The organism is Deinococcus gobiensis I-0, from assembly GCF_000252445.1.
In the GTDB taxonomy this organism is placed as follows: domain Bacteria; phylum Deinococcota; class Deinococci; order Deinococcales; family Deinococcaceae; genus Deinococcus; species Deinococcus gobiensis.
In genome coordinates, this window is the sequence record NC_017790.1 from 1,516,402 (window position 1) to 1,533,440 (window position 17,039).

16 protein-coding genes are annotated in these 17,039 nt (G+C 71.8%); 10 read left to right on the forward strand and 6 right to left on the reverse strand.

Annotated features, from left to right (window positions below; all coding sequences use genetic code 11):
- Positions 1-27 precede the first annotated feature (27 nt).
- Positions 28-864 (reverse strand): phosphatase PAP2 family protein, encoded by an 837-nt coding sequence (locus DGO_RS07105; RefSeq protein WP_043801507.1) that lies wholly within the window; start codon positions 862-864, stop codon positions 28-30.
- 97 nt (positions 865-961) lie between these two features.
- On the opposite strand from DGO_RS07105, the gene DGO_RS07110 reads away from it, so the two are divergent.
- The 4 genes from DGO_RS07110 (at position 962) to DGO_RS07125 (ending at position 8,095) form a co-directional block, all read left to right on the forward strand.
- A complete protein-coding gene (locus tag DGO_RS07110; RefSeq protein WP_050920710.1) occupies positions 962-2,575 on the forward strand; it encodes an ABC transporter ATP-binding protein in 1,614 nt (537 codons plus the stop codon).
- Between the two features lie 267 nt (positions 2,576-2,842).
- On the forward strand, positions 2,843-5,377 hold the full coding sequence (locus DGO_RS07115) for a BamA/OMP85 family outer membrane protein (RefSeq protein ID WP_014684808.1): 2,535 nt from the start codon (positions 2,843-2,845) through the stop codon (positions 5,375-5,377).
- Positions 5,378-5,480: 103 nt separating this feature from the next.
- Positions 5,481-6,539: a DsbA family protein gene (locus DGO_RS21060; protein WP_014684809.1), complete on the forward strand. Its 1,059-nt coding sequence runs from the start codon at positions 5,481-5,483 to the stop codon at positions 6,537-6,539.
- Positions 6,539-8,095, forward strand: a complete 1,557-nt coding sequence (locus DGO_RS07125) for an Rqc2 family fibronectin-binding protein (protein WP_014684810.1) — start codon at positions 6,539-6,541, stop codon at positions 8,093-8,095. Before DGO_RS21060 ends, DGO_RS07125 begins: the two co-directional genes overlap by 1 nt.
- A 29-nt stretch (positions 8,096-8,124) precedes the next feature.
- On the opposite strand, the gene DGO_RS07130 is transcribed toward DGO_RS07125, so the two are convergent.
- Positions 8,125-8,436, reverse strand: coding sequence for a rhodanese-like domain-containing protein (locus DGO_RS07130; RefSeq protein WP_050920711.1), 312 nt, complete (start codon positions 8,434-8,436; stop codon positions 8,125-8,127).
- 81 nt (positions 8,437-8,517) lie between these two features.
- Here DGO_RS07130 and DGO_RS07135 point away from each other — a divergent pair, with 81 nt between their 5' ends.
- Both DGO_RS07135 and DGO_RS07140 read left to right on the forward strand, forming a co-directional pair.
- Positions 8,518-8,832, forward strand: coding sequence for a rhodanese-like domain-containing protein (locus DGO_RS07135; RefSeq protein WP_043801509.1), 315 nt, complete (start codon positions 8,518-8,520; stop codon positions 8,830-8,832).
- Positions 8,829-9,197: a metal-sulfur cluster assembly factor gene (locus tag DGO_RS07140; RefSeq protein WP_050920712.1), complete on the forward strand. Its 369-nt coding sequence runs from the start codon at positions 8,829-8,831 to the stop codon at positions 9,195-9,197. The genes DGO_RS07135 and DGO_RS07140 overlap by 4 nt, the downstream gene beginning before the upstream one ends.
- Positions 9,198-9,226: 29 nt before the next feature.
- Here the strand turns inward: DGO_RS07140 and DGO_RS07145 are convergent, their stop codons facing one another.
- Positions 9,227-9,706: a peroxiredoxin gene (locus DGO_RS07145; protein ID WP_014684813.1), complete on the reverse strand. Its 480-nt coding sequence runs from the start codon at positions 9,704-9,706 to the stop codon at positions 9,227-9,229.
- 63 nt (positions 9,707-9,769) lie between these two features.
- On the opposite strand from DGO_RS07145, the gene tilS reads away from it, so the two are divergent.
- Positions 9,770-11,398, forward strand: a complete 1,629-nt coding sequence (gene tilS, locus DGO_RS07150) for a tRNA lysidine(34) synthetase TilS (RefSeq protein WP_145975268.1) — start codon at positions 9,770-9,772, stop codon at positions 11,396-11,398.
- 15 nt (positions 11,399-11,413) lie between these two features.
- Here the strand turns inward: tilS and DGO_RS07155 are convergent, their stop codons facing one another.
- A complete protein-coding gene (locus DGO_RS07155) occupies positions 11,414-12,010 on the reverse strand; it encodes a Maf family nucleotide pyrophosphatase (protein ID WP_085961049.1) in 597 nt (198 codons plus the stop codon).
- On the reverse strand, positions 12,000-12,677 hold the full coding sequence (gene deoC, locus DGO_RS07160) for a deoxyribose-phosphate aldolase (RefSeq protein WP_014684816.1): 678 nt from the start codon (positions 12,675-12,677) through the stop codon (positions 12,000-12,002). The genes DGO_RS07155 and deoC overlap by 11 nt, the downstream gene beginning before the upstream one ends.
- Positions 12,678-12,915: 238 nt before the next feature.
- Here deoC and typA point away from each other — a divergent pair, with 238 nt between their 5' ends.
- Positions 12,916-14,697, forward strand: a complete 1,782-nt coding sequence (typA, locus tag DGO_RS07165) for a translational GTPase TypA (protein ID WP_014684817.1) — start codon at positions 12,916-12,918, stop codon at positions 14,695-14,697.
- An 88-nt stretch (positions 14,698-14,785) separates the two neighbouring features.
- A complete protein-coding gene (locus DGO_RS07170) occupies positions 14,786-15,094 on the forward strand; it encodes a DUF1905 domain-containing protein (protein ID WP_014684818.1) in 309 nt (102 codons plus the stop codon).
- Between the two features lie 7 nt (positions 15,095-15,101).
- Here the strand turns inward: DGO_RS07170 and DGO_RS07175 are convergent, their stop codons facing one another.
- Complete coding sequence (locus DGO_RS07175) at positions 15,102-15,851, reverse strand: class I SAM-dependent methyltransferase (protein ID WP_043801512.1); 750 nt, start codon at positions 15,849-15,851, stop codon at positions 15,102-15,104.
- A 195-nt stretch (positions 15,852-16,046) separates the two neighbouring features.
- Between DGO_RS07175 and DGO_RS07180 the strand changes: the two genes are divergently transcribed.
- Positions 16,047-17,030, forward strand: coding sequence for a hypothetical protein (locus DGO_RS07180; RefSeq protein ID WP_043801514.1), 984 nt, complete (start codon positions 16,047-16,049; stop codon positions 17,028-17,030).
- The last annotated feature ends 9 nt before the right edge of the window (positions 17,031-17,039 follow it).

Below are 17,039 nucleotides of genomic sequence, written 5' to 3' on the forward strand. Positions count from 1 at the left end.
GGCCGCCGCCTGCTCCTGTGCGCGCCCTCAGCGGATGCCGGTGGGGGCTGCCGGCGCCACCGGGACGGCCGGGGCCTCCTGCACGGGCAGCCAGCGGCGCAGCGCCAGCGGAACGACCTGCACCGCGACCAGCACCAGAGCGGCGTAACGCAGCGCCCGCACGAGCCCGATGTCCTTGAAGCTCTGCGGCAGCGCGCCCAGCACGAAGTAGGCCGCGAAGACGATGGCCAGCCCGGCCACCCCGACGATCACCCGGCCGGCCCAGTCGCGCGGCGGCGCGAAATCGGGGCGCGCGGCCCAGAATCCGGCCAGCAGGCCCAGCGCCGTGCCGTACTCGCGCGGCGTGCCCGCCGGCAGGAAGGCGGCGATCAGCACGAGAACTCCTGCCGGCAGCCACCGCCCCAGCCCCCGTTCGGGAAAGGGCAGGGCGGCGGCCAGGAACGCGAAGCCCAGCCCCAGCCCCAGGCCCACGATCACGTCGGAGGGGTAGTGTACGTGCAGCAGCAGGCGCGACGCCCCGATGAGGGCCACGAGCGCCGCCGCCACGCCCCAGAACCAGCCCCGGCGCATCTGCGCGGCCATGCCCAGCCAGAGGGTCGCGGCCATCTGGGTATGCCCGCTGGGCAGTCCCGGCCCCAGGGCGGTCCGTCTGGCCGCCTCCGAGGCCACCGAAGGATCGTCGGTGAAGGGGCGCGGCAGGTTCAGGCCGTATTTCAGGGCGCTGTTCACGAGGTAGCTCAGCGCGAAGGCGACGCCCAGGTGCCGGCCCCCACGCGGATTGACCAGCAGGGTGTACAGCGCCAGCACCGCGATGAAGACCTCGTCCCGGCCCAGGTTGGTCACGGCCAGCCATAAAGAGTCCATGCTCACAGTGTGTCAGTTTCGGGGCGGTGGAGGGAAAGACCCGGCCGCAAGTGGAGGCTGGTGGGGCCGCGCGCGCCGGAGCTTTACACTGTGGGCCATGAGCGTTCCTACCCATTCGCCCGCGCCGGCCGCGCCGCGCAGCGGCGCCCCCGCGCTGGAGCTGCGCGGCATCACCAAGCGCTTTCCGCTGGTGCTGGCCAACGACGACATCAGCCTCTCGGTCGACTGGGGCAGCGTCCACGCCCTGTGCGGCGAGAACGGCGCGGGCAAGAGCACCCTGATGAAGATCGTGTACGGCGCGCAGCCGCCGACCAGCGGCGAGATCGTGGTGGACGGCCAGACCGTGACCTTCTCCAGCCCCGCCGACGCCATCGCGCGCGGCATCGGCATGGTGTTCCAGCATTTCCAGCTCGTGGACACCCTGACCGTGACCGAGAACGTGATCCTGGGCGCCGAGCCCAAGTCCGGCACGTCCATCAACTACGGCGCGGCGCGCAAGAAGGTGGCCGAGCTCGTCGCCCGCTTCAACTTCGACCTGAACCCCGACGCCCTGGTGGGCGACCTGCCGGTGGGCCGCCAGCAGAAGGTCGAGATCCTCAAGACGCTTTACCGGGGCGCGCGCATCCTGATTCTTGACGAACCGACGGCCGTGCTCACGCCCAGCGAGACCGACGAGCTGTTCGACTTCCTGAAAAACCAGTACGCGGCGAGCGGCAACGCGGTCATCTTCATCAGCCACAAGCTGCACGAGGTGCTGCACATCTCTGACACCATCAGCGTGATCCGCGACGGCAAGATGATCGGCTCAATTCCCGCCCAGGGGGCCACCACCGAGACCCTGGCCCGCATGATGGTGGGCCGCGACGTGAGCCTGCGGGTCGCCAAGACCCCCGCGCGCCCCGGCGACGTGGCGCTGGACGTGCGGGACGTGGTCGTGCGCGGCGAGCACGGCAACGCGGTGGACGGCGTGAGCTTCCAGGTGCGCGCGGGCGAGATCGTGGGCATCGCGGGGGTCGAGGGCAACGGCCAGAGCGAACTTGTCGAGGCGATCACCGGCCTGCACGCCTACCAGAGCGGCACGGTGACCTACCTGGGCAAGGGCGCGCGCGGCGTGCGCGAGGTCGAGGCGGCGGGGCTGTCGCACATCCCCGAGGACCGCAACGAGCGCGGGCTGGTGCTGGACATGACCACCGCCGAGAACTTCATCCTGGGCGAGCAGGACCGCGCGCCCTTCGCCGGGCGGCTGGGCTTCCTGAACCGTGACGTGATCGAGAAGAACGCCCGCGACCTCTCGGAGAAGTACGACGTGCGCCCGCGCAGCACCTCGCTCCAGGCCGGGCGCTACTCGGGCGGCAACGCCCAGAAGCTCATCGTGGCGCGCGAGATGCGCAAGGGCCCCAAGATCCTGGTCGCCAGCCAGCCCACGCGCGGGGTGGACATCGGGGCCATCGAGTTCATCCACGCCCGCATCGTCGAGGCGCGCGACCAGGGCCTCGCCGTGCTGCTCATCAGCGCCGACCTGGGCGAGGTCATGAACCTCTCGGACCGCATCCTGGTGATGTACGAGGGCAAGATCGCCGGCGAGATGGACGCCGCCCAGGCCACCGAGACCGAACTGGGCCTGATGATGACCGGCAGCGGCGCGCACGGCACGCCCCAGGGTGGCCGAAGCGGCGAGGTGAGCACGACCCAGCAGACCGGCGAACGCTGAGGATTCTGCGGCGCACGTGGCAAGCGTGAGCCTGAAATCAACTGCACTTCATCCTTCTCAGTGCCCGGTGGGCAACTGTGACGCTCGCACCCCCCGGCCGCCGGCCCCTTCCCCTGCGGAATCCGGCGAATCGGCGGGCCTCCGCCAGACCCGAGGGTCCTTTCTTCCGGCAAACGTGCCGCGTGTTCCGCCTTCCTTTTTCGCCGCCCGTTTCGCCCGGCCCCTTTCGGATCATCCCAGTCCGGACCCCCCCAGGAGACCTCCTTCATGCGACACCCCCTGACGCTCGCCGTGACCCTCGCCCTCAGCGCCCCCGCCTTTGCCCAGCAGGCCGGCACGGTGCAGGACATCACCGTCACCGGAACCACCGACCTGCTCGCCAACTTCGTGCGGGCCAGCCTGAACGTGCAGCCGGGCGCGGCGCTCTCGAGCGTCAACCTGCGGCAGGTCGAGCAGGACGTCGTGGCGACCGGCTACTTCAAGTCGGCCGTGGCCGAACTGCGTACCGTGTCGGGCCGCGACGTGCTGAACATCGCCGTGGTGCCCAACCCGACCATCAGCGCGGTTGAGGCGACTGGCCTGACCTTCCTGCCCGGCGACCAGTTCAAGAGCAGCATCGGTGAGCTGCTGAACATCGCCCCCGGCGCCACCCTGAACACCCAGCGCGTGGACCAGGCCAAGGAGGCGCTGGCCGAGAACTACCGCCAGCAGGGTTTCCCCTTCGTGCCCAGCATCAGCAGCGAGGTCAAGACGAACACCGACGGCACCGTCACGGTGAATTTCGTCGTGGACGAGACCGCGCCCATCTCGCGCATTGAGGTCGAGGGGAACACCCTGCTGCCCGCCGCGACCATCAGCGCCATCTTCAAGCCGCTGTACGACGCGCGCAAGTTCACCAGCCAGACCTTCTTCGCGGCGGCCGACGCGCTGGAGCAGGCCTACACCGCCGCCGGCTACGTGCAGTCGGGCCTGAACCCCCAGGGCATCTCGCTGCAAAACGGCGTCCTGAAGGTGAGCGTCCTGGAAAGCCGCGTCTCGGCCATCGACCTCTCGCCGCTGGGCGCGGACGTGGCCTCGACCGGTCTCCAGACCCAGACCGGGCAGCCCCTGACGCTCGCCAAGTTGCAGTCGGACGTGCGCACGCTGGCCAACCGTACGGGCAAGCCGGTGGGCTTCGCCCTGCAACCCAACCCCCAGAACCCCGCGCAGGTGACCGTGCTGTTCGGATCGGCCGGGGTCGAGAGCGGGCCGGTCAAGAGCATCGCCTTCAGCGGCAACACCCGCGTGCCCACCGCCACCCTCGCGGCGGCCGTGAAGACCAAGGTGGGCGACGTGTACTCGCCCCAGCTGGCCCAGGACGACTTCCTGGCGCTGCGCGACGCCTACCGCAAGGCCGGCTACGAGATCAGCACCCGCGACGCGATCACCTTCAAAGACGGCGTGCTCACCTTCAACCTGCGTGAAGTGCGCCTCGTGGGCTACGAGCTCCAGTGGCAGGGCGAACACCGCACCCAGGACCGCGTGATCCTGCGCGAACTCCCCACGCCCGGCGGCACCTTCAACCTCACCGAGACCCAGGACGCCCTGGGGCGCATCAGCCGCCTGGGCTACGTGACCGTGACCGGCGTCAATGCCCGCAGCGACGCCCAGACGCCCGAGAACATCACCTACGTCATCCAGCTCAGCGAAAGCGGCGCGCGCGGCATTCCGCTCTCGCTCTCGGCGGCCTACGACAGCCTGACCGGCCTGTCGGGCGAACTCGGCTACCAGTTCCCCAACGCCTTCGGCCTGGGGCATACGGCGGGCTTCACGGTGACGGCGCTGCGCAACGACGCGGGCCAGAACCTCGCGGGCAACGTGAACTACACGATCCCCTGGCTGGACCTGAACTTCGGGGACTTCCGCACCAACCGCACCAGCCTCACGGTCGGGGCCGGCAGCTCGGTGGGCGGCAACCAGGCCATCCTGGACAGCAACAAGGTCGACACCGGGCGCGACTACACCGTGCGGACCACCGGCTTCAGCCTGAACCTGGGGCGCAACATCACGCCGAACCTCACGGCGGCGGTGGGCACGTCCTTCAACTACAAGACCTACTACCTCGAAGGGCTGCGTGACGGCGAGACGAGCAAGACCACCGACGCCGAGGCGACCGCCCTGCTGCCCCAGAACAACCGCACCACCCGCTTCGACGGCAGCCTGGGCTACGACAACACCGACAACCCCGAGTTCCCCGGCCGGGGCGTGCGCGCCAACGGCCTGCTGGCCTACAACTTCGGGGCGGCGGGCAGCGCCCCCCTGAGCTGGACCGACGCCGAGGCCGGCGTCAGCGGCTACTACGGTTTCGGCCGCCGGATTCCGCGTTCCTTCGGCGCGGAGAGCTACAGCGACGCCCTGGCCGCGCGCGTCAACGCCGGCACGAGCTTCGGCAGCTTCCCCAGCGGGACCGGCTACTACATCGGGGGCAGCAACCCGGTGCCCTCGCGCGAGCTGCGCGGCCTGAACGACGGCCAGCTCTTCGGCACGAACTACCTGACCTCCAGCGTGGAGTACCGCCACGACTTCGGCCTCAGCGGCAGCGTGGCGCAGGGCGTCTACGGCGTGGTCTTCGCGGACTACGGCATGGCCTGGAACAGCGGCTCGGCCATGAGCAGCGCCTACGGCGTCGGTGCGGGCGTGCAGCTCAACCTGGGCCTCGGCGGTACCCGCCTGCCCAGCCTGCGCTTCGACTACGGCTTCAGCCCCAGCAACACCGAGGCCACGCGCGGCAAGTTCCACTTCCGCATCGGCAATTTCTGGTAAAGGCCCCCGGTGGAAGGGGAGCGGGGGAGAGGGTCCGGGTGGGCCTTTTCCCCCGTCTTTCTGTAAGGGGCCGCCCGGATGGCCGCAGTAAGATGCCGGGCATATGACGCATTTTGCCCGACGTTTCTTCGCCCTGGGTCTGCTGGCGGCCCTGTCCGGCGCGGCCCACGCCCAGGTCGGGGGCCAGGTGGCCCCGGTGCGCGCCGCGCCCGCGTTTCAGGGAGCGAAGGTGGGCGCCGGCGGCCTGCTGACCCTCACGGACGGCGCGCAGGTCACCCTCAGTCAGAAAGCCGGATACCTCGCCGGGGCCAGTGTCAGCGTGCCCGCCTCCGGGGCGGCGCGCGCCGCCGAGCTGCTGGGGGTCCTGAGCGGCTACGAGGACGGCCTCGCCGAGCCGCTGGAGGCTTTCCTGAAGCGCAGCGACGTGGCCGGGCGGCTGCCTCAGGGCGTCACGGTGGACGCGGAACCTTTCACGGTGACGGCCCGCCTGACCGGGGGCCGCCTGAACGTGTCGCTGGTATTGGCGCAGGTGCCGGCCGCGCAGTTCGCCCCGGTGAAGACCGCGCAGGCGGCGCGCACGGCCACGGCCAGCCCGGTCGTGCTACGCGTGTACAGCGACTTCCAGTGCCCCTACTGCCAGCAGTTCGAGACGCAGACGCTGCCCGAGCTGCAAAAGGCTCTGCCGGCCGACGTGCGCATCGAATTTCACCAGTTTCCGCTGGAGTCCATCCACCCGCGCGCCCGCGCCGCCGCCGAGGCCAGCGAGTGCGCCTCGGCCCAGGGCAAATTCTGGGCCTACAAGGACGCCCTGTTCGCCGACCGCTCGTGGCTCTCGGGGGACGCGGCGACCGCCTTCACGGCCATCGCGGGCAAGGCGGGCCTGAACCTGACGGCCTTCAAGGGCTGTCTCGCGGCGCGCGGCGGCCGGGCGGCGGTGGACGCCGGCCTCGCCGAGGCCGACCGCCTGGGCCTCCAGGGCACGCCCAGCGTGTTCGTGAACGGCTACGCGGTCGCTGACCCCTACGACGCCCCCGCACTGCTGCGCCTGATCGCTTATGCCCGCGCGGTGGACACTGCTCCGGCGGCGGCCACGCCGGTCACCGCGCCCTCGCCCCTGCCCAGCCCCAAGGCCGTGCCCGCCACCCCGCCGGCGACCCGCTGATGGAAGGCCTGATGCTGGCCCAGGTCCTGCGCGACCTGGGGCCGTCCTTCCCGGCGCGCACCCTAGGCTGGGCCTTTCCCGACGAGACGACCTCGGCGCTGCTCATCGAGGGAGTGGGGAACCTCGTGCTGTCGTACCGGCCGCCCCAGCCCGCGCTGTTCATCAGCCGCGAGCGGCTGCGCGGCGACCCGCACAACGGGTTCCAGCGCCTGCTCGCGGCCCGCGTGCGCGGCGATCTGCTGGGGGCCGAGCAGCTCAAGCTCGACCGCGTGGTGGCGCTGCACTTCGGGGCGGCCGAGGGCTTCATCGATCAGCCGCCCGCGCGCATCGTGTTCGAGGTGACGGGCCGCAACGCCAACGTCCTCGTGCTGGAGGAGGGCGAGGGCTTCTCCGGGCGCATCACCCTGGCGGCGCGCGAGATCACCGGCAGCCGCAACCGGTTCCGGACCGTCCGCAGCGGCGGCCAGTACACCCCGCCGCCGCCCTACGACAAGCTCGACCCGCGCGACCTGGGCGAGACCGAAGCCCGCAGCCTGGCGCAGGTGCCTCTGGGCCGCTGGCGCGAGCGGCTGGACGGCCTGGGGCCGCTCCTGAGCGCCGAACTCGTGCGCCGCAGCGGGCTGCCGGGGGGTGAGGCCCCCGGAGAGCGCTGGCCGCAGGCGCTCGACGCCCTGCGCAGCCTCGTGGCCGACCCGACCGTCCGCGAGGGCACCCTGAGCGAGGGCGCGCGCGAGTCGGCCCGCGCCGAGAAGGCGGCGGCGCTGCGCAAGGCCCTGCGCGAGCCGCTCGACAAGCGCGTGACCCTGCTGCGCAACCAGCTCGGCGACGTGACCCGCGCCGAAGAGGGCGTCGAGATCGCGGCCCAGGACCGCGCCGAGGCCGACCTGCTCATGGCCTACGCGCACACGGTCGAGCCGGGCGCGCTCAGCGCCCTGCTGCCCGCCTTCGACGGCAGCGGCGAGGTGCCGGTCAGCCTGGAGCCGCAGCTCAGTGCCGTGCAGAACGCCGAGAAGCGGTATACGCGCGCCCGGCGCCGCGAGGAGGTCTACGAGCGGCTGGCCGAGCGGGAGGAGAACATCCGCGCCGAACTCGCCGCCGCCCAGGCCCGCGTGGACGAACTGGACCACGCCGATCTGGACGCCCTGGAGAGGCTGTCGGCCGACCTGGAGGCCGAAAAGCCCGAGCGCAGCCCCTACGGCGCCCGCTTCCGCACGCCGGGGGGGCTGGAGGTGCTGGTGGGGCGCAACAACAAGGAGAACGCGACCCTCTCGCACCGCGTCGGCAAGAGCATGGACTGGTGGTTCCACGCGCAGGGGTATCCGGGCAGCCACGTCCTCGTGCGTTCGGGGGGGCGCGACCTCGACCTGCCCGACATCCTGTACGCGGCGCGGCTGGCCGCCTCGCACTCCAAGGCGCGCGGCAGCAGCAACGTGCCGGTGGACTACACCCGCATCAAGCACGTGTGGCGTCCGCGCGGCGCGCCGGCCGGGCAGGTCCACTACACCGACCAGAAGACCGTCTTCGTGGACGGAACCCCGCCGGACCCCGGAAACTGAGGGAGGGTGGCGCTGCCGGTGACGGAGACTCAGTCGCCGTTCAGCGCCGCTGCGAAGCTGGCCCAGCCGCCGGGCCAGGCCTGGGCGTCCAGCCCGTCGGCCCGCAGGTAGCGCGCCGCGAGCTGTGAGCGGGTCCCGCGCTCACACACGACCAGCAGCGGTCCGGCCGCCGGAGTCAGGCCGTGTGCGCCGTCCTCGATCACGTCCAGGCCGAGCACCAGCACCTGCCGGTCGCCGGAGTGAGGCACCGGTTCGGCCCGGCGCGCGGCGGCGTCCCGCAGGTCGATCAGGGTCTGGCCGGGCGTGAGGGCCGGGGGCCGGGGGCTGGCGTCGTGTGGCACGCCGGCAGTGTGGCACGGCCCGCCTTGAGGCGACCTAGAGGCAGGCACAATCCGACCGGGCCACTCGGGTATGCTGGGCACATGAAGGAAGCGAACCCGACCGAGGGTCACCAGATGGTACAAGACGGCGCGCTGCTCGTGGACGTGCGCGAGCAGGGCGAATACGACCAGATCCATGCCGAGGGCGCGACCCTGCTGCCCCTGAGCGAATTCGAGGCCCGGTACGCCGAGCTGCCCAAGGACCGCCCGCTGGTCATGATCTGCCGCAGCGGGGCCCGCAGCGCCCGCGCGGGCGAGTACCTGCTGGCCAACGGCTACGGCGACGTGACCAACCTCGCCGGCGGCACGCAGGCCTGGGCCGAGGCGGGGCTGCCCACCCAGGGAGAAGCCCAGTGAGCGACGACACGCAGGTCCCTGCGGCGGCGGGCGAAGCCCCGGCGGCCGGGTTGCCCAGCGAGGCGCAGGTGCTCGAGGCGCTCAAGGTCGTCAAGGACCCGGAAATTCCGGTCAACGTCGTGGACCTGGGCCTGATTTACGGGGTGGACATCGCGCCGGACGGTCTCGTGGACATCACCATGACCCTCACCAGCGTGGGCTGCCCGGTACAGGACCTCATCCGGGCCGACGCCGAGATGGCCGTGGGCCGCCTCGACGGCGTGAGCAGCGTGAATGTCGAGTTCGTGTGGACGCCGCCATGGGGTCCCGACAAGATGACCGACGACGGCAAGCGCCAGATGCGCATGTTCGGCTTCAACATCTGAACCCGGCCCGGCCCCAGACTGCCCCCGCCCTACGCGGGGGTTTGTCGTTGCCGGATCTGGGCGAGCACCTCCGGCAGTCCGGCCGCGTCCGCGCGGGGCCAGTGCGCGGCGAGGCGGCCCCGCGGGTCGATCAGGAAGGTCTGCCCGGTCTCGCGGCGCCCCAGGCCCAGCCACCGCTCCGGCCACAGCCGGAAGCCGCCCACCCCGTAGGCCCGCGCGACCACCTGCGCGCTGTCGGGCAGCAGGGGATAGCCCAGGCCGCAGCGGTCGCGCAGCTGCGCGAGGTGGGCCTCGGTATCGCGGCTCACGGCCACCAGGACCGCGCCGAGCGCTCCGAATTCCGGGCATGCCCGTTCGAAGGCCTGGGCCTCCGGGCAGGCCGGGCCCTGCGCGCCGGGCCAGAAGACCAGGGCGATCCACTGCCCGCGCAGCGTGCCGAGGCTCAGCGCCCGGCCGTCGTCGCTGCGGGCCTCGAAGGGGGGAGCGGGTTGACCGACGCGCGGAGCCATGAGGCCGACTGTAGAGCATGGAGCCGGAAGTCCGCCGTGCGCTGCCCGCTCTACACTGCCCCCGTGAACGCGCGGCCTGTTGCCCCCCCAGCCCCACGGCTGCTTGATCCCCTGCGGCCCTACGCCGGCGAGCGCGTGGCCGTGGGCGTGTCGGGTGGGGCGGATTCGGTGGCGCTGCTGCGGGCGCTGGTGCTCGTGGGGGCGCGGCCGGTCGCGGCGCACCTCGACCACGCGCTGCGGCCGGAGTCGGCGCAGGACGCCGCCTGGGTGGGCGCGCTGGCCGCCGACCTGGGCGTGCCCTTCGGGACCGCGCGGGTGGACGTGGGGGCCGTGGCCGGCCGGCGGGGCTGGAACGTCGAGGAGGCCGCCCGGCGCGTGCGCTACGACTTCCTGGCACGCACGGCGCGGGCCCACGGCGCGGGGCTGGTCCTGACCGCCCACACCCGCCGCGACCAGGCCGAGACGGTGCTGTGGGGCCTGCTGCGGGGCGAGGCCACGCTGCGCGGGATCGCGCCCGTGTGGGGCCGTGTGCGCCGGCCCTGGCTGGACGCGCCGCGCGCCGACCTCGAAACCTTCCTGCGGGCACTGGGGCAGGACTGGCGCGAGGACCCGACGAACGCCGACCCGGCCTACACCCGCGCGTGGCTGCGCTGCGAGGTCATGCCGGTGCTGCGCGCCCGTTTTCCGGCGGTGGAGGAGGCCCTGGCCCACTTCGGCCGCCTGAACGCCGAGGACGACGACGCCCTGAGCGCCCAGGCGGCCGCCCTGAGCGCTCACGCCCCGCTGGAGCGCCAGTCCCCGGCCGTGCTGCGCCGTCATGTGGCGGCCGAACTCCGCGCCGCGGGGCTGGAATACCACGGCCTGCACGTCGGGGCGCTGGCGGAGGGCCTGCGCGCGGGCACCACGCGGCACCTGACCCTGCCCGGCCCGCGCGAGGTCACGGTGACGGGTGGGCGGCTGCACCTGGGGCCGCTGGCGTGGCCCGGGCCGGACTTCGCGCTGCCCTCCGGCTGGACGCGCCGCACCCGGCAGCCCGGCGACCGCCTGCGTCTCCCGGGGGGGACGCGCAAGCTCAGCGACGTGCTGACCGACGCGAAGGTGCCGCGTGCGGAGCGCGACCGCGTGCCGCTGGCCGTGGACGCCGGGGGCGCGGTGCAGTGGGTGGGCCTGACCTCGCCGCTGTGGGCCGCCGGGGCGCGCGAGGCGGCCGGGGCCGTGCCCGACCCCCTGCACGCCGCGATGGGCGAGGCCCTGGCCCTGGCCCACGAGGCGGCCGGGGCCGGCGAGGTGCCGGTGGGCGCGGTGGTGCTGGACGCGGCCGGGGGGGTCGTCGGGCGCGGGCGCAACACCAGCCGTGAACACGGCGACATGACCCGCCACGCCGAACTCGCCGCGCTGCGGGAGGCCTCGGAGGCGGTCGGGGCATACCTGGGCGACTGCACCCTGGTCGTCACCCTCGAACCCTGCCCGATGTGCCTGGGCGCGGCCATCGAGGCGCGGGTGGGGCACGTCGTGTACGGCGCGGCCAACCCCAAGGCTGGGGCGTTGGGCGGCGTGGCCGACGTGCTCGCCGCCCACTGGGGCCACGCCCCGCGCGTCACGCCTGGGGTGCGCGCGGCCGAGGCGGGGGCGCTGCTGCGGCGCAGCTTCCAGGCGATCAGAGGGCAGGGCAGGGGGGAGGACGGAGCCTAAGGCCCCGCGCCCTCCTCACGCCTCCTGAGCCCCTTCCCCGAACACCGGCACCCCCGCGCTCCTCAGCAACCGGATGACGAGGGCGAGCGGGAAACCGATCACGTTCGAGGAGTCGCCGTCCAGCCGCTGCACCAGCGCCATGCCGATGCCCTGGAGGCCGTAGCCGCCCGCCTTGTCCAGCCCCTCGCCGGTCGCGGCGTAGTAGGTCATCTCGGCGTCCGTCAGGGGCCGGAAGGTCACGTCGGTGCGCTCGACGCCCGACCACTGCCCGGCCGGCGAGATCACGCTGACCCCGGTGTAGACCTGGTGGGTGCGGCCCGACAGCTCGCGCAGGAAGGCGACATTCTCCTCGGCGCTCTCCGGCTTGGCGAGCAGCAGCGCGCCCTGCGCGACCACCGTGTCGGCGGCGATGACCACGGCCTCCGGGCGCTGGGCGGCCACCGCGCGGGCCTTGAGGTCGGCCAGCTCGCCCGCGAGCCGCGCGGGGTCGCTCTCGGTGCTGTCCTCGGCCTCGCCGCTCACGACGACCTCGAAGGCCACGCCCAGGTTGCCCAGCAGCTCGCGGCGGCGCGGGCTGCCCGAGGCGAGGACGACCGGCAGCTCAGTAGCCACGGTGCTGCGCCTCCCCAGTCTGGCCTCCGCCCGCCACCAGGGCCACGCCGCCCGACGTGCCCAGGCGGGTCGCTCCGGCCCCGATCATGGCCTCGGCGTCGGCGGGGCTGCGCACGCCGCCCGCCGCCTTGATCTGGGCGCGGCCCGCGATGACCCCGTGCATCAGGCGCACGTCCTCCAGGGTCGCGCCGCCCGTCCCGAAGCCGGTGCTCGTCTTCACGAAGTCGGCTCCGCCGCGCACGGCCGCCTCGGTGGCGCCGCGCTTCTGGTCGTCGCTGAGGTAGCAGGTCTCGATGATCACCTTCAGGACCTGCTCGGGGATGGCCCGGCGCACCGCGCGCACGTCGGCCTCCACGGCGTCCCAGGCGTTTTCCAGCGCCGCGCCGATGTGGATGACCATGTCCACCTCGTCGGCTCCCGCTTCGGCGCTCAGGCGCGCTTCGAGGGCTTTTTGCTCGCTGCTCACGGCGCCCAGCGGGAAACCGCATACGGTCGCCACCTTCACGCCGCTGCCTTCCAGCTCGGCCACGCACAGCGGCACGAAGACCGGATTGACGCATACGGCGTAGAACTGGTGCTCGCGCGCCTCGGCGCACAGCTGGCGGATGTCGGCGCTCGTGGCGGTGGCCTTGAGCAGCGTGTGGTCGATGTAGGGGGCGAGTTGCATGCCGCCAGGATAGCGGGGCCTGCCCGTCCGGTCGCCGCCGGGGGAACGTGACACGGCCCTGAACCTTTTTCGCCCCGATTCTGATAGAATCTCCGGTTGGGTGTCCCGCCCACGGAGGTTTGTGCGGCGGGCTTTGTTTTGCAAGCTTCATTGCCGGTTGGACGCCGCGCGACCGCCTTCTCCCGCCCAGGAGCAGAGGCCACCGGGCATGTCCAGGCGAGAAAAGGACGGACTTACTATGGAATACCGCAACATCGCCATCATCGCGCACGTCGACCACGGCAAGACCACGCTGGTGGACGGCCTGCTCAAGCAGACCCTCAAGCTCGGCCACGGCGAGGAAATCGCCGAGCGCGCCATGGACAGCAACGACCTGGAAAAGGAACGTGGCATCACCATTCTGGCCAAGAACACGGCCGTGGAATACAAGGGCGTCAAGATCAACATCGTGGACACCCCCGGCCACGCCGACTTCGGCGGGGAAGTGGAGCGCGTGCTGGGCATGGTGGACGGCTGCCTGCTGCTCGTGGACGCCGCCGAAGGCCCCATGCCCCAGACCCGCTTCGTGCTGCGCAAGGCGCTGGAGCTGGGCCTCAAGCCCATCGTGGTCATCAACAAGATTGACCGCCAGGACGCCCGCCCCGAGGAAGTCGTCAACCTGACCTTCGACCTGATGGCCGAACTCGGCGCCAACGACGACCAGCTCGACTTCCCGATCCTGTACGCGATCTCGCGTGAGGGCAAGGCTTTCAAGGAGCTCGACAACCCCCGCGACGACTTCCAGGAACTGTTCGAGATGGTGCTCGAGAAGATCCCCGCGCCGGTCGTGGACCTCGAAGCCCCCTTCCAGATGCTCGTGACCAACCTCGACTACAGCGAGTACCTGGGCCGCATCGTGCTGGGCCGCGTACAGCGCGGTCAGGTCAAGAAGGGCGAATTCGTCAACCTGATGCACAAGGACGGCACCATGTCCAAGACCCGTGTCGTGCAGCCCTTCACGCACCTGGGCCTGCGCCGCATCGAGGTGGACACCGTGGGCGCCGGGGACATCGTGGCCCTCGCCGGGATCGAGGACGCGCAGATCGGGGAGACCATCGCCGACCTCGCCGACCCCGAGGCCCTGCCCATCATCACGGTGGACGAGCCGACCGTCAGCATGACCTTCCAGCCGAACACCAGCCCCTTCGCGGGCAAGGACGGCAAGTACGTGACCAGCCGTCACCTCAACGACCGCCTCAAGCGCGAAGTGATGACCAACGTGTCGCTGAAGGTCGAGGAAGTGCGCCCCGACGAGTTCATCGTCTCGGGCCGCGGCGAGCTGCACCTCTCGATCCTGCTCGAAACCATGCGCCGCGAAGGCTACGAGATCCAGGTGGGCAGCCCGCAGGTCATCATCCGCGAGATCGACGGCGAGAAGCACGAGCCAGTCGAGCACCTCGTGGTGGACGTGCCCGAGCAGCACGCCAGCACCGTGATCGGTGTCCTGGCCTCGCGCAAGGGCCAGATGGTGAACATGGAGCCCCAGGGCACCCGCACCCGCATCGAGTTCAAGATTCCCAGCCGCGCGCTGTTCGGGTTCCGCACCCAGTTCCTGTCCATGACGCAGGGCGAAGGCATCATGAGCCACATCTTCGACGGCTACGCGCCCTGGGCCGGCGAGATCAAGGTGCGCCAGAACGGTTCGCTGGTCAGCATGGAAGACGGCCCGGCCTTCGCCTACAGCATCTGGAAGCTCCAGGACCGCGGTTCGTTCTTCATCGATCCGGCGACCGAGGTGTACATCGGCATGATCGTCGGTGAGAACGCCCGCGAGCAGGACATGAACGTCAACGTCTGCAAGAACAAGAAGCTCACGAACGTGCGCTCCAGCGGGGCCGACGAAGCCCTCACGCTGACCCCCCCGCGCCGCCTGACCCTCGAAGACGCGCTGGAGTACATCAGCGACGACGAACTCGTCGAGCTGACCCCCAAGAACATCCGTCTGCGCAAGAAGGTCCTGAACCCCAGCATGCGCAAGTAATCCCGAAAGGGACACCGGGCCGGGCACTCCACGGAGGGGTGCCCGGCCTGTGTTCTGGAGGGCCGCGCCGCTCCGTTACACTCCGGTCATGCAGCTGACCTTCAGCGGCCCGCTGATCGAGTGGCGTGGCCCGGCCCCCTACTACTTCGTGGCGGTCCCTCCCGAACAGGCCGCGCAGGTCCGCGAGGTGGCCCGGCTGCTCAGCTACGGCTGGGGCGTCGTGCCGGTGCGGGTCCAGCTGGGGGCGAGCGTCTGGACGACCTCGCTCTTTCCCCGTCAGGGCGGGTACCTCGTGCCGGTCCGGGCGGCTATACGCCGCGCAGAGGCGCTGCACGAGGGCGCGGAGGTCACACTGAGCCTGGGGCTGGGTGAGGCCGAACCTTCACAGGGGACGTAGGCGGCGCTCAGGGCGATGTGCCGGCCAGCACGGCCACCCACTGCATGCATTCGGCCACCGGTACCTCCGGAGACCAGATTTCCGTGACGGGATTCCAGGTCCCCCCGGGCCGGATGTCCAGCAGGGTCAGACCTGTGCCCTCCAGCAACAGCCGGAAGTCGGCGGGTGCGTAGCAGCGCAGCGACTGGGTCTGCGGCGGCTCGTCCCCGACCGCGTAGGTGTCGGTCAGGCGGCTGGTCTCGGCATCGAAACCGTAGGTCTGCACGAGGCGGGTCGGCGTGGACCATTCGCGCGTGTACCCGGCGTGCCGCGCCCAGTAGAGGGGCATATAGACCTCGATCAACGCGCGGCCCCCTGGCGCGAGCCAGCCCGGCAGCCGCCGCAGAAGCCGCCGCTGGTCGGCGTCCGTGCCGATCCCGAAGCCGTCCCAGGAGACGATCAGGTCGAAGGCCCCGGACGGGTTGAAGGCATAGAAGTCGCCGGTCACGGCCTCCAGGGCAACGCCGTGCTGCGCCGCCAGGGTCAGGGCGTGGGCTGCGCCGCCGGGCCGCAGGTCCAGCGCAGTGACCTCGTACCCGGCCAGCGCCGCCGCGACCGCGAATTGCCCGCCGCCCGAGCCGAGTTCCAGCAGCCGGGTGCCCCCGTGGGTGGCCCGGAGCTGCTCGGCCCGCCGGTGATGACTGGCGTGGACCGGGGCGTTGTACCAGCCGGTGTGCCTCTCCTGAAAGTCGTAGAACGTGTCGGCCCAGTGCGGCATGGTGGACCCTCCTGAACGGAAGTGGGCGAAAGGCGGCGCTGGAGCGGCAGGTGGGCAGAACGCCCACAGCGTAGCCCGGCGCCTGCCGGTCTGGGCCGGCTTGCCTTCCCCCGTCTCCCGACCCGCAACCCCGGCCGGGTCCAGGGCGTATACCTGACGTATGCGACGCCGCTTTCTCCCCACTCCGCTCCGCTCATGATCAGCCTTCTGGCCGTCTTCGCCCTGGCCTTTTACGGCCGGGTGCTCTTTTCTTCGCTGGGCCGTGATCCCCGGCCCCTGGTCCTGGCTGCCCTCGCGGTGCTGGTGACGGCCTTCCTGGGGGCCGACTGGGCCGTGCATCCGGCCGCCGGGATGCTGCTGGGCTACTTCGGTTCGGAGGCGTTCGGGCCGCGCTGGCTCGGGCGCTGGCCCGCCCTGGTCGCCGCCCTGGTCGCCGGGTTGGCCTTCATGGCGGCCGGGGCCTCCTGGCTGGTCTTTCCCCTGTTCATCATGGCGGCGGTATGGTTCTTCACGTCCGCCCTGCCGGCCCTGACCCGGGACGGGCCGCGCGGATCCGTGCCGGAGGCGCTGGGAGGAGGCTTCATGGGCCGCACGGCCCTGCCCGGCGACACCGAGGCCGAGACGCTGCCCCACCTGGGCGGGGACGAACGCGAGCGGGTGGAGGCCGGCGCTTCCAGCCGCCGCCGGGAACGCCACGAGGCGCGCCGGGAAGCCCGCCGGGAGCGCCGCCGCCAGGAGGAGGAGACGGCCGCCCCGCCCCCAGCGCCGGCCGATCCGCCCGATCCGCTCACGGCGTATCTGCATGACCAGCGGCTGCCCGGCGAGGCCCGCGCGCAGCTCGCGGCACTGAACCTGCGCACCCGGGAGGCGCTCACCTACCTCCAGGGTATGGGGCAGCAGAGCAGCGAGGCGGCCTACCTCGCCCGGGCCGTGCGCGAGGAGTACGCCCCCAGCGCCGTGCAGGCCTACCTGCGGCTGCCCCCCACCCTGGCGGCCAGCCGGCCCATCCAGGACGGCAAGACGGGGCGCGACCTCCTGCGCGAGCAGCTCGACCTGCTGCTCGACGCCACGCAGGACATCCTGGGGCGGGCGTTGCGGGCGGGGGGCGACGATCTCCTGACCCACCAGCGGTTCCTGGAGGAGAAATTCGGGAAAAAAGAGGGCGACCTCAAGCTCTGACCCGGCGGG

Bases quoted from the DNA above. Each gene is read 5' to 3' on its own strand.
- DGO_RS07105 (WP_043801507.1), bottom strand. From the start codon at position 864: ATGGACTCTTTATGGCTGGCCGTGACCAACCTGGGCCGGGACGAGGTC.
- DGO_RS07110 (WP_050920710.1), top strand. From the start codon at position 962: ATGAGCGTTCCTACCCATTCGCCCGCGCCGGCCGCGCCGCGCAGCGGC.
- DGO_RS07115 (WP_014684808.1), top strand. From the start codon at position 2,843: ATGCGACACCCCCTGACGCTCGCCGTGACCCTCGCCCTCAGCGCCCCC.
- DGO_RS21060 (WP_014684809.1), top strand. From the start codon at position 5,481: ATGACGCATTTTGCCCGACGTTTCTTCGCCCTGGGTCTGCTGGCGGCC.
- DGO_RS07125 (WP_014684810.1), top strand. From the start codon at position 6,539: ATGGAAGGCCTGATGCTGGCCCAGGTCCTGCGCGACCTGGGGCCGTCC.
- DGO_RS07135 (WP_043801509.1), top strand. From the start codon at position 8,518: ATGAAGGAAGCGAACCCGACCGAGGGTCACCAGATGGTACAAGACGGC.
- DGO_RS07145 (WP_014684813.1), bottom strand. From the start codon at position 9,706: ATGGCTCCGCGCGTCGGTCAACCCGCTCCCCCCTTCGAGGCCCGCAGC.
- deoC (WP_014684816.1), bottom strand. From the start codon at position 12,677: ATGCAACTCGCCCCCTACATCGACCACACGCTGCTCAAGGCCACCGCC.
- typA (WP_014684817.1), top strand. From the start codon at position 12,916: ATGGAATACCGCAACATCGCCATCATCGCGCACGTCGACCACGGCAAG.
- DGO_RS07170 (WP_014684818.1), top strand. From the start codon at position 14,786: ATGCAGCTGACCTTCAGCGGCCCGCTGATCGAGTGGCGTGGCCCGGCC.
- DGO_RS07175 (WP_043801512.1), bottom strand. From the start codon at position 15,851: ATGCCGCACTGGGCCGACACGTTCTACGACTTTCAGGAGAGGCACACC.
- DGO_RS07180 (WP_043801514.1), top strand. From the start codon at position 16,047: ATGATCAGCCTTCTGGCCGTCTTCGCCCTGGCCTTTTACGGCCGGGTG.